Source organism: Rhodoferax sp. SPJ4 (assembly GCF_058216275.1).
This window is the reverse complement of the sequence record NZ_JBYZMN010000001.1, coordinates 1433721-1445748: the sequence shown is the minus strand read 5'-3', so window position 1 is coordinate 1445748 and position 12028 is coordinate 1433721. Positions and strand designations below refer to the sequence as shown.

Sequence of the window (12028 nt, the reverse complement as noted above, 5' to 3'; positions counted from 1 at the left end):
GCCCGGACCGCTCAGGCGGGCAGGGCGGTGGCAGGGGCCGCGGCGCTGACGAAGGCCGGCGCTGGCGGGCTGCCGGCCGACAGCGTCAGCACCTCGTAGCCGGTCTCGGTGACCAGCACCGTGTGCTCCCACTGGGCTGACAGCGAGTGGTCTTTGGTGACGATGGTCCAGCCGTCGCTCATCGAGCGGATGTCGCGCCGGCCGGCGTTGATCATGGGCTCGATGGTGAAGGTCATGCCGGGCTTGAGCTCGTCCAGCGTGCCCGGCTTGCCGTAGTGCAGCACCTGAGGCTCTTCATGGAAGACTTTGCCGATGCCGTGGCCACAGAACTCGCGCACCACGCTGAAGCCATTGCCTTCGGCGAATTTCTGGATCGCGTGGCCGATGTCACCCAGCCGGGCGCCTGGCTTGACGCGCACGATGCCGTGCCACATGGCCTCGTAGGTGAAGCTGCACAGCCGCTTGGCGGCGATCGAGCTGTCACCCACCACAAACATCCGGCTGGTGTCGCCATGCCAGCCGTCCTTGATGACGGTGACGTCGATGTTGACGATGTCGCCCTTTTTCAGCGGCTTGTCATTGGGGATGCCATGGCAGACCTGGTGGTTGATCGAGGTGCAGATCGACTTGGGGTAGGGGCTGTAGCCGGGTGGCTGGTAGTTCAGCGGCGCCGGAATGGCCTGCTGGACCTGGGTGATGTAGTCGTGGGCGAGCTTGTCCAGGGCGTTGGTGGTGACACCGGGCTTGACGTGCGGCGTGAGGAAATCCAGCACTTCGGAGGCCAGCCGGCCGGCAACACGCATGCCTGCGATGCCCGCCGCGTCTTTGTAGGTGATGCTCATGCCGGAATTATCCCACCGGGCCGGAAATCACGTGGGTGAGGGCGGCTAAAATTGGCGTTTTGACGCAGCCGGCGGCCCATCCAGCGTTGCCGGTCCTACCCAGGCCACCACCGTGACCCACCACCTGACCCCGTTCGAGGGCGGCAGCGCCCTCAGCGACTTCCGCATCCACCAACTCCTCCCGCGCCTGCAAGCGGTGCATGACAAGGTCATCGGCCTGGCCGCCCGCCATGTGCACCTGGTGGCCACCGAGACCGCCATGGACGGCGCGCTGCGCGAACGCCTGGCGGCGCTGCTGACCTATGGCGAGCCCTACACCGGCCCGGCCGATGGCGAGGTGATCGTGGTGTCGCCACGTTTTGGCACGGTGTCACCCTGGGCCTCCAAGGCCACCGACATCGCCCACAACTGCGGCCTGGCGGTCAAACGCATCGAGCGCCTGACCGAGTACCGGGTGGTGTTGAAGGCCGGCCTGCTGTCCAAGCCCAGCCTCAGCGAGGCCCAGCGCGCCCAGGTGGCCGACCTGCTGCACGACCGCATGACCGAAAGCGCGATGTTCGACCGCGCCACCGCGGCCGGCCTGTTCACCGAGCTGCAGCCGGCGCCCATGGCCCAGGTCGACGTGCTGGGTGGCGGCCGGGCCGCACTGGTCGAGGCCAACACCACCTTTGGCCTGGCGCTGGCCGAGGACGAGATCGACTACCTGGTGACCGCCTTCACCCAGCTCGGCCGCAACCCGACCGACGTGGAGCTGATGATGTTCGCCCAGGCCAACAGCGAACATTGCCGCCACAAGATCTTCAACGCCCAGTTCACCATCGACGGCGTGGCGCAAGAACGCAGCATGTTCGGCATGATCCGCCACACCCACCAGACCAGCCCGCAGCACATGGTGGTGGCCTATTCCGACAACGCCTCGGTGATGGAGGGCAACCCCGTCCAGCGTTTCATGGCCATTCCGGGTTTGAACCCGGCGGCATCGTCGCTGGTTCGCTATGAAAAGCAAAGCGCACTGAGCCATGTGCTGATGAAGGTGGAAACCCACAACCACCCGACCGCCATCTCTCCCTTTCCCGGCGCCTCCACCGGCGCCGGCGGCGAAATCCGCGACGAGGGCGCGACCGGCCGCGGCTCGCGGCCCAAGGCCGGCCTGACCGGCTTCACCGTCTCCAAGCTGTTCGACGGTCCTTTTGGTAAGTTCGGCAAGCCCGAGCACATCGCCAGCCCGCTGCAAATCATGACCGAGGGCCCGCTGGGGGGTGCGGCCTTCAACAACGAGTTCGGCCGGCCCAATTTGCTGGGCTATTTCCGCGAGTACGAACAGGCCGTGCCCAGCGACGTGGACACGGTGCAGCGCGGCTACCACAAGCCCATCATGATCGCCGGCGGTTTGGGGCAAATCGACGCTGGCCTCACCCACAAGATCGAGTTCCCCGCCGGTTCGCTGCTGGTGCAGCTGGGCGGGCCGGGCATGCGCATCGGCATGGGTGGCAGCGCCGCCAGCTCCATGGCCACCGGCGCCAACGCCGCCGAACTGGACTTTGACTCGGTGCAACGCGGCAACCCCGAAATCCAGCGCCGGGCGCAGGAGGTCATCAACCACTGCTGGGCCCAGGGCGCGGCCAACCCCATCCTGGCCATCCACGACGTCGGTGCCGGTGGCCTGTCGAATGCCTTCCCCGAGCTGACGAATGACGCCGGCCGTGGCGCCCGCTTCGACCTGCGTGCCGTGCCGCTGGAAGAAAGCGGCCTGGCGCCCAAGGAAATCTGGTGCAACGAGAGCCAGGAACGCTATGTGCTGGCCATCGCGCCCGAGTCGCTGGCCAGTTTCCAGGCCTTTTGTGAGCGCGAGCGCTGCCCGTTTGCGGTGGTGGGTGTGGCCACCGAGGAACGGCAGCTGGTGCTGACAGATCAGGACGCCGCAGCGCCGGGCCGCCCCAAGCAAGGCACGGCCCCCTCGGGGGGCAGCGAACCACACGCAGTGGGGAGCGTGGGGGCTGCTGTCGACATGCCCATGAATGTGTTGTTGGGCAAGCCCCCCAAGATGCACCGCGACGTGGCCCGCATCGCCCGCCAGTTCCCGCCGCTGAACCTGACCGGTGTGGACCTGCAAAAGGCCTGCATCGACGTGCTGGCCAACCCCACGGTGGCGTCCAAGCGCTTTTTGATCACCATCGGCGACCGCACGGTGGGTGGCTTCAGCCACCGCGACCAGATGGTGGGCCCCTGGCAGGTGCCGGTGGCCGACTGCGCCGTGACCCTGGCCGACCACAGCGGTTTTGCCGGTGAGGCCATGGCCATGGGCGAGCGCACGCCGCTGGCCGCCATCGACGCGCCGGCCTCGGGCCGGATGGCGGTGGCCGAGGCCATCACCAATTTGCTGGCCGCACCCATGGAGTTGCCGCGCGTCAAGCTGTCAGCCAACTGGATGGCTGCCTGTGGCGAACCCGGCGAAGACGCCGCGCTGTACGACACGGTGCAGGCGGTGGGCATGGAGTTGTGCCCCGCTTTGGGCATCAGCATCCCGGTGGGCAAGGACAGCCTGTCCATGCGCACCCAGTGGAAAACCGAGGCCGGGTCGCACAAGGTCACCTCGCCGGTGAGCCTGATCGTCACCGCCTTTGCCACGCTGGGTGACGTGCGGGGCACGCTCACGCCCCAGCTCAACGCCACCGAGGCCCACACCACGCTGGTGCTGGTGGACCTGGGCCGTGGCCAGAACCGCATGGCCGGGAGCATCCTGGCGCAAACCCTGAACCAGGTCGGCGACCGGGTGCCCGACCTCGACCAGCCGCAAGACCTGGTGAACCTGGTCAACGCGGTGAACGAGTTGCGCCAGGCCGGCCAGCTGCTGGCCTACCACGACCGCAGCGACGGCGGCCTGTTCGCCACCGTCTGCGAGATGGCCTTTGCCGGCCAGGTGGGTGTGGCGCTGAACGTGGACATGCTGGTCACCGAAGGCGACGGCATTGGCGACAGCCGCATGGACATGGGCGACGCCAAGAACTGGGCCGGCCAGGTCAGCGCCCGCCGCGAGGAATTGACGCTGAAGGCGCTGTTCAACGAGGAACTGGGTGTGGTGCTGCAGGTGCGTGCGGCCGACCGCAGCGCGGTGATGCAGACCCTGCGCCAGCACGGCCTGTCCAAACACAGCCATGTGGTGGGCAAGACCCGGCCGGCCGGCAGCGCCATTGCCGCCGGTGTGGGCCAGGTCCAGGTCTGGCGCGACACCAAGCCGGTGTTCAGCGCCAGCCTCAGTGATTTGCACCAGGTCTGGGACAGTGTGAGCTGGAAGATCAACCAGCAGCGTGACAACCCGGCCTGTGCCGATGCCGAACACGCGGCCGCCGGTGCCGCTGGCGACCCTGGCCTGCATGTGAGCCTGGGCTTCGATCCGGCCGACAACGTGGCCGCGCCCTTCCTGAACCTGGCCCGGCCCAAGGTGGCGGTGCTGCGCGAGCAGGGTGTCAACTCCCATGTGGAAATGGCCTACGCCTTCCACGAGGCCGGTTTCGACGCCATCGACGTGCACATGACCGATTTGCAGACCGGCCGTGCCCGCTTGCAGGACTTCAAGGGTGTGGTGGCCTGTGGCGGTTTCAGCTACGGCGACACACTGGGCGCCGGCATCGGCTGGGCCCGCAGCATCACCTTCAACCCGGTGCTGGCCGAGCAGTTTCAGGGCTTCTTCGGTCGCCTGGACACCTTTGGCCTGGGTGTGTGCAACGGCTGCCAGATGTTTGCCGAGCTGGCCGACATCATTCCCGGCGCCGAGGCCTGGCCGCGCTTCACCACCAACCAGAGCGAGCGTTTCGAGGCCCGTTTCTCGCAGGTCGAAGTTTTGGATTCACCCAGCCTGTTCTTCGCCGGCATGGCCGGCAGCCGGCTGCCGATTGCGGTGGCCCATGGCGAGGGTTTTGCCAATTTCGCCCAGCGGGGCGACGCGGCCAAGGCGATTACGGCGATGCGTTTCACCGACCACCATGGCGTGGCCACCGAAGCCTACCCGTTCAACCCCAACGGCAGCCCGGGCGGCCTGACGGCGGTGACCACCGCCGATGGCCGCTTCACCGCGATGATGCCCCACCCGGAGCGGGTGTTCCGCAACGTGCAGATGAGCTGGACCTCGGGTGACGTTAACGCGTTCAGCCCCTGGATGCGGCTGTGGCGCAACGCCCGCCGCTGGGTGGGCTGAAGATCAGGCGGCGGCCGGTGCCGCCGGCCGCTCAGTGGGCCAGCGGCTCGGTTGGCAGCAGCGTCTGGCCGCTGGCTTCGGCCGGTGGCGCTGGCACCCGTCGGGCGCCGTTGAAGCGGCGCTGCCAATAGGCCTGGCGCATGTCTTCCACCCGCACCTCGCCGCCGACGCTGGGGGAGTGGATGAACTTGCCTTCGCCAATGTAGATGCCCACGTGGCTGAAGGCGCGGCGCATGGTGTTGTAGAACACCAGGTCGCCGGGCTGCAGGTCCTTGGGGCTGATGGTCTGGGTGCTGGCGGCCTGCTGGCTGGCGCGGCGCGGCAGCACCAGGCCCACGGTCTGCTCGTACATCGCGCGCACAAAACCACTGCAGTCAAAACCACTGTCAGCGTCGCTGCCGCCGCGGCGGTAGGGCACGCCCAGAAAGCCCATGGCGTTGATCACCAGCTCGGATGCCTGGTCGCTCAGGCTCTGGTGCACCTGGCCCAGGCGGGCCAGCAGGTTTTGCTCGGTGCGCGGTGCGTCCACCGTTTCGGCCGGCCGGGCTCGGGGGGCGGCCTGTGCACCTAGGGTGGCCCCAAAAACCAGCACTATGGCCAGCACAAGCTGTTTCAGCCAGCCCGTCTGTAGACAAGAATCCAAATGAAAATCCCTGAATAACTCTTTGATTTATATTGACTTTAGGAGGGTTGGATTGGTGGCGTTCACAACTTGACAGGTTCGAGCATAGCGGGAAATAATTAGACGACCGGTCTAATTCATTGATTGCCTTCCCCCGACCACCCACCCAGCAAATCCATGGACCGCCCTGAAAGCCAGCCCCAGAGAGATGCCATGCCCGTCAGCTTACGGGGTGCGCGCGCCGTGCAACGCGAGAAAACCAGGGAAAAACTGGTCCACCAAGGCCTGGTGCTGGTGCTGGAAAAGGGCTGGGCGGGTTGCGGTGTGGACGCTGTGCTCAAGTCCTGCGGCGTGCCCAAGGGCTCGTTCTACCACCACTTTGCCAGCAAAGACGACTTCGGTTACGCCGTGCTGGCCCATTACCAAAGCTTCTTCATGGGCCGTTTGGCGCGCTGGTTTGGCCCCGAGGCTGACCGCCTGAGCCTAGTCGCCTGTTTCGACGGCTTTCTGGCCGAGTCCGAGGCCGGCATCGCCCGCCATGGCTTTCGCCGTGGCTGCCTGGTTGGCGCGCTGGGCCAGGAGGTGGCCGGTTTGCACGACGAGTTCCGCCAGCGTCTGCAGCAGGCCCTGGGCGCCTGGGACGAGGTGCTGGCCGGTTGCCTGGCGCGCCATGGCGTGGCCGGCGACACGCTGGCCCTGGCCCAGGATTTCTGGGCCCTCTGGGAGGGCGCGGTGCTGCGCACCTTGCTGGCCCGTGACAGCCAACCCCTGCGCGCCGCGGTGCGGCGTTTTCTCGACCCCCTGATTTCCCCCCAACCCTAGGAGCCCCCTCATGTTCAAAGCCCTGCTGCTTGAAAAAGCCGAATCGTTCACCGCCAGCGTGCAATCGGTCGACGAATCCCGCCTGCCTGCCGGCGACGTCACGGTGTCCGTGGCCTATTCGACGCTGAACTTCAAGGACGGCCTGGCCATCACCAACAAAAGCCCGGTGGTGCGCAGCTGGCCCATGGTGGCTGGCATCGACGGCGCTGGCACGGTGCTGGAATCCAGCCACCCGGCCTGGAAAGCCGGTGACGCCTTTGTGCACAACGGCTGGGGTGTGGGCGAAACCCACTGGGGCTGTCTGGCCGAAAAGGCCCGCCTGAAAGGCGACTGGCTGGTGAAACTGCCGGCCGCCTTCACACCCCGCCAGGCCATGGCCATCGGCACGGCCGGCTACACCGCCATGCTCTGTGTGCTGGCGCTGGAAGACCATGGTGTGCAGCCCGGCGCCGGCGAGATCTTGGTGACCGGGGCCACCGGCGGCGTGGGCAGCGTGGCGATTGCGCTGCTGGGCAAGCTGGGCTATTCCGTGGTGGCGGCCACTGGCAAGGCCAGCGAAGAGGCTTATTTGAAGTCACTGGGCGCCAGCGCCATCGTCGACCGGGCCGAGCTGTCGGCCCCTGGCAAGCCCTTCCAGAAAGAGCGCTGGGCCGGTGTGGTGGACGCGGTGGGCTCGCACACCCTGGCCAATGCGCTGTCGCAGACCCGCTACGGCGGCGTGGTGGCGGCCTGCGGCCTGGCACAGGGCATGGACCTGCCCACCACGGTGATGCCTTTCATCCTGCGCGGCGTGACACTGGCCGGGGTGGATTCGGTGATGGCGCCACTGGCCAAGCGCCAGCGGGCCTGGGACCGCCTGGCGCGCGACCTGGACCCGGCGCTGCTGGAGTCCATGATCGACGAGGTGGGTCTGGACCAGGCCATTCCCAAAGCCCAGCAGCTGATGGACGGCAAGGTCCGCGGCCGGGTGGTGGTGAAAATCTGAACTGGCCATGTCCCGCGTGGTGGGGCTCGAGCCCCACCGCCGGCCCGCGGCCGAACTGGGAGAGTTGCTGTGAAAAATGACGCAATCCGCCTGCGCTGGCTCTGCGCCGGTCTGGCCTGCTGGGCTTTGGCGGGCACCAGCCAGGCCCAGGGCGTGCGCAGCGAGGCGGTGGCCAGCGGCCTGCAAAACCCCTGGGCCGTGGCCTTTCTGCCCGAGGGCCGTTTTCTGGTCACCGAGCGGCCGGGCCGGCTGCGGGTGGTGGAAACCAATGGCCAGCTGGGTGCGCCGGTGGCGGGGCTGCCGGCGATGGCCGTGGGCGGGCAGGGTGGCCTGCTCGACCTGGTGCTGGACAGCGATTTTGCCCGCAATCGCACGCTGTACTTCTGTTTTTCCGAGCCCGACCCGGCCGGTGGGCCGGGCAACAGCACCGCGCTGGCCCGGGCCGAGCTGTCGGCCGACCGCAGCCGGCTCGACAAGCTGCAGGTGATCTTCAGCCAGAAGCCCAAGGTGGCGAGCAACGGCCACTTTGGTTGCCGCATTGCCGAGCGAGCCGACGGCACGCTGCTGCTGGCCTTGGGCGAGCGCTATCTGCGCAAGGACGACGCCCAGACGCTCGACAACCACCACGGCAAGACGGTGCGGGTCAACAAAGACGGCAGCGTGCCGCGCGACAACCCCTTTGTGGGCCGCGCCGGTGCCTTGCCCGAGATCTGGAGTTACGGCCACCGCAACCCCCAGGGCGCAACGCTGGCGCCCGATGGTCGCTACTGGCTGGTCGAGCATGGGCCGCAGGGCGGCGACGAGATCAACCTGCCGCAGCCCGGCAAGAACTATGGCTGGCCGGTCATCACCTACGGCGAAAACTACGGGGGTGGTGCCATCGGCGACGGCCTGACCCGCAAGGCCGGCATGGAGCAGCCGCTGCATTACTGGGTGCCGTCCATCGCGCCGTCGGGCATGGCCTTTGTCACCAGCGACCGTTACCCGGGCTGGAAAGGCCATTTGTTCGTCGGCTCGCTGAAGTTTGGCTTCCTGAACCACATCGAACTGAGCGAGCCCTTCAAGGGCAAGGTGGTGCGCGAAACCCGCTTGCTGGCCGACAACCGCGAGCGGGTGCGCGACGTGCGCCAGGGTCCGGACGGCCTGTTGTATGTGCTGACCGACAGCCCCAAGGGCCGCTTGCTGCGCCTGCTGCCGAACTGAGCGCCGGCCGGTCCACGTCCAACCCCTCGCCCCATGGCCGACTCCGAGCTGCCCCTGGTCTGGTTCAAACGCGACCTGCGGGTGACAGACCATGCACCGTTGCTGGCGGCCTGTGCCGCCGGCGCGGCGCTGCCGGTGTTTGTGCAAGAGCCGGCCATCCACGGCGCGGCCGACTGTGCGCCGCAGCACCGCGGCTTCATCGGCGAATGCCTGACCGAGCTGGACACGGCGCTGCGCGAGCGCGGCAGCCGTTTGCAACGGCTCAGCGGCGATTTGCCCGACGCCTTTGAGCGCTTGTGGCGTGTTCTGCCCTTCACCCATTTGCACAGCCACCAGGAAACCGGCAACGCCGCCAGCTACGCCCGCGACCTGGCCGTGGCCCGCTGGTGCGAGGCCCGCGGCGTGGTCTGGACCGAGTACACCCAGGACGGGGTGGTGCGCCGGCTGAAGCACCGCAATGGCTGGGCCCAACGTTGGGACGCCCGCAACCGGCAGGCGCCCCAGCCCGCGCCGCAGCGCCTGCCGCCCGCACCGGCGCTGCCGCCCCTCCCCGACCCAGACGCCACCTGGGATTTGCAGGGCGATTTGCCGCTGCGACAGCGCGGTGGCCGGCAGGCCGCGGTGGACGCGCTGCACGGCTTTCTGCAGCAGCGTGGCCAGACCTACCAGCGCGCCATGTCCAGCCCACTGGCGGGCGCGGACGCCTGCTCGCGCATCTCGCCTTATTTGGCCCACGGCGTGCTGAGCCTGCGGGAAACCGTGGCCGCCATCGCCCGTCGCCGCGAGGCCCTGGCCGACCAGCCACCGGACGCGGGACAACGGGCCTGGCTGGCCTCGCTGCGCAGCTTCGAGGGCCGGCTGTACTGGCATTGCCATTTCATGCAAAAGCTGGAATCCGAGCCGGCCATCGAGTTCGAGAACATGGTGCGGGCCTTTGACGGCCTGCGCGAGAACGATTTCAACCCCGACCACTTTGCGCGCTGGTGCAGTGGCCACACCGGCTACCCCATGGTGGACGCCTGCATGCGCATGCTCAATGCCACCGGCTGGCTCAACTTCCGCATGCGGGCCATGCTGGTGAGTTTTGCCGCCTACCCGCTGTGGCTGCACTGGCGCGCGCCGGCCTTGCACCTGGCCCGGGCCTTTCTGGACTACGAGCCCGGCATCCATTACTCGCAGATGCAGATGCAGTCGGGCACCACCGGCATCAACACGCCACGCATCTACAACCCGGTGAAGCAGGCCCGCGACCACGACCCCGACGGCCACTTTGTGCGGCGCTGGCTGCCCGAGCTGGCGGGGCTGCCCACCGAGTGGCTGTTCGAGCCCTGGCGCTTGCCAGCCTCGCTGCAGTCGCGTTACGGTTGCCGGCTGGAAACCGACTACCCTTTGCCGGTGGTGGATTTCACGGCCAGCATCCGCCAGGCCCGGGAGCGGCTGGCGGTGTTCCGCGGCCTGGCCACGGTGAAAGCCGAGTCGCGCGAGGTGATGGCCAAACACGGCAGCCGCAAAAGCGGCCTGCGCGCCACGGGGCGGGAGCCGGAGCGGGGCGCCCAGCTGCCGGCCAAAAAGCCCAGCAAGGCCGCGGCACCCCCGCCACAGCTGGCGCTGGACTGGGGCGACTGAGCAGCCCGGCGGCGCTGGCGTTCAGTCGGCCGCGCGGCGCGAGGGCAGGGTGGCCTCCACCGCGGGCAGGTCCACCATCATGGGCTGGCCGGGCGTGCTGCAACCCATGTCGCAGCATTTGCCGGGTTGGCGGTTTTTGGTGATGGCGCGCTCCGGGTCGTGTGAGGCCGCGGCGGGCGAGCCGTCGGCGGCCACACCGCGTTCCAGGATGCGCTCCACCAGCTCGACCTTGGAGCCCAGGGGATAGTTGCGGTAAATCTCCTGCTTCATCGCCGCCGGCGAGCCGCCGCCGTGCAGGCTGATCACGCTGTACCAGCCGCCCTGGTAGCCGGCGGTGAGGTCTTCGAGAAAGCGGGCCGCCTCGATGCGTTTGTCGTAAGGGATGGCCGGGTTGGCCTGCAGCACCTCGGCCAGCCGGGCGGCGGTTTCCGGGTTGTGGTCTTCGTCCGGGCCGGGCAGGGTGACGATGAGCCCGCCGCTCACGTAGTGGGCGATGCGGTGCATGTCGTAAATCTGGTTGGCCATCAACAGCTTGCCGATGTTGGCGAACACCGGGTCGGGCATGTAGGTCTGGCTGTAGGGGTCGGGTTTGCCGTAAACGCTGGCGGCCACACCGCAGGCGTAAAAGCCCTCGGTGATCTTGATCAGTTCCACCATCTGGTCGCGCAGATGGGTCTCCTTGCCCGGATCGAAACCGTTGGCCTCGCACATCAGCGCACCGGCGCCGATCAGCAGATCACCAAAGCCGGCTCGGGCGGCGATACAGGTCTGGCGGTGGTGGGTGGCGTAGCTGTAGGTCAGGTGGTGGGAGTGTTCCCACTCGCCGGCGTAGAACACCCGGTCTTCCGGCACAAACACCTTGTCGAACAGCACCACGCCGGTGCTCTGGCCGTACTTGCGGGAAAACAGCGCGTCGCCATGCTCCAGCTTCTCACCGGGCCGGCCGGCAGGGCGGGCGACGATGGTGATGCCTTCGGCGTCGATGGGCACGGCGCAGCAGACCGCGAAGTCGGCGTCTTCCTGGCTCATCTGGCGGCAGGGCATGACCAGGAACTCGTGCACATAGGGGGCGCCGGTGACGATGGCCTTGGCGCCCGAGATCACGATGCCACGTTTGCCGTTGCGCAGCGCATGGCGCTCGACGATGTGCACATAGCTGTCGGGGTTGCCCTGCTGGTGGGGGCGCTTGCTGCGGTCGCCTTTGCCGTCGGTCATGGCCACGGCCAGCGTCAGGTCCTGGTCCTGCACCTGGTGCAGGTAGTTGAGGAATTTGGCGTGGTGCTCGGTGCTGCCGCGGGCGTCGTCGATCTTGGCCGTCACCTGGCCCAGCGCGTTCAGCGCGTCGTGCACCAGGTAGCGCTGGGCGCAGCCGGTTTCCTGGCAGACCAGCCGGGTGGCTTCCAGCTTGTTCAGCAGGTCGCCGGCGCTGGTGTTGATGTGCGACAGTCGGTTGACCCGTTTGCCGCTGGTGTGCTGCACCGCCGTCATGATGGGCGCGTATTCGGGCCGCAGCGCCAGGTCGTAGGTCAGGGCGATGGCGTTGATGCCGGGTTGCAGCGCGCGCTCGTCGACCACGCTGTCAATGCGGCGGCCATCCACGAACACCTTGGGTTGGAGCCGGCGCAGCGACTCGCGGAAGGCGTCGCCGGACATCATCAAAGAGCTGGGGGCAGGGGCGTTCATGGGGGTCTCCAGAAAGTCGGGCGGCTGCGGCAATTGCAAAATTTGAACAC

The 12028-nt window shown here is 67.7% G+C and carries 8 protein-coding genes; 5 read left to right on the top strand and 3 right to left on the bottom strand.

Going from position 1 to position 12028, the window contains the following annotated elements; all coding sequences use genetic code 11:
* Window positions 1–11: 11 nt before the first annotated feature.
* A complete protein-coding gene (map, locus tag AC4BAR_RS07025) occupies window positions 12–842 on the bottom strand; it encodes a type I methionyl aminopeptidase (protein WP_490627089.1) in 831 nt (276 codons plus the stop codon).
* 112 nt (window positions 843–954) lie between these two features.
* Here map and purL point away from each other — a divergent pair, with 112 nt between their 5' ends.
* Window positions 955–5037, top strand: a complete 4083-nt coding sequence (purL, locus tag AC4BAR_RS07020; protein ID WP_490627088.1) for a phosphoribosylformylglycinamidine synthase — start codon at window positions 955–957, stop codon at window positions 5035–5037.
* Window positions 5038–5068: 31 nt separating this feature from the next.
* Here purL and AC4BAR_RS07015 read toward each other — a convergent pair whose 3' ends face one another.
* On the bottom strand, window positions 5069–5653 hold the full coding sequence (locus tag AC4BAR_RS07015; RefSeq protein ID WP_490627210.1) for a C40 family peptidase: 585 nt from the start codon (window positions 5651–5653) through the stop codon (window positions 5069–5071).
* Between the two features lie 219 nt (window positions 5654–5872).
* On the opposite strand from AC4BAR_RS07015, the gene AC4BAR_RS07010 reads away from it, so the two are divergent.
* The 4 genes from AC4BAR_RS07010 to AC4BAR_RS06995 all read left to right on the top strand — a co-directional run bounded on the left by AC4BAR_RS07010 (window position 5873) and on the right by AC4BAR_RS06995 (window position 10295).
* Window positions 5873–6481: a TetR/AcrR family transcriptional regulator gene (locus AC4BAR_RS07010; protein WP_490627087.1), complete on the top strand. Its 609-nt coding sequence runs from the start codon at window positions 5873–5875 to the stop codon at window positions 6479–6481.
* Between the two features lie 10 nt (window positions 6482–6491).
* A complete protein-coding gene (gene acuI, locus AC4BAR_RS07005; protein ID WP_490627086.1) occupies window positions 6492–7466 on the top strand; it encodes an acrylyl-CoA reductase (NADPH) in 975 nt (324 codons plus the stop codon).
* A 69-nt stretch (window positions 7467–7535) separates the two neighbouring features.
* Window positions 7536–8669 (top strand): PQQ-dependent sugar dehydrogenase, encoded by a 1134-nt coding sequence (locus AC4BAR_RS07000; protein WP_490627085.1) that lies wholly within the window; start codon window positions 7536–7538, stop codon window positions 8667–8669.
* 33 nt (window positions 8670–8702) lie between these two features.
* The gene (locus AC4BAR_RS06995) at window positions 8703–10295 is read left to right on the top strand and encodes a cryptochrome/deoxyribodipyrimidine photo-lyase family protein (protein WP_490627084.1); all 1593 of its coding nucleotides are present in this window, start codon (window positions 8703–8705) and stop codon (window positions 10293–10295) included.
* Window positions 10296–10316: 21 nt separating this feature from the next.
* Here the strand turns inward: AC4BAR_RS06995 and AC4BAR_RS06990 are convergent, their stop codons facing one another.
* Window positions 10317–11978, bottom strand: a complete 1662-nt coding sequence (locus AC4BAR_RS06990) for a 4-hydroxyphenylacetate 3-hydroxylase family protein (RefSeq protein WP_490627083.1) — start codon at window positions 11976–11978, stop codon at window positions 10317–10319.
* Window positions 11979–12028 lie beyond the last annotated feature (50 nt).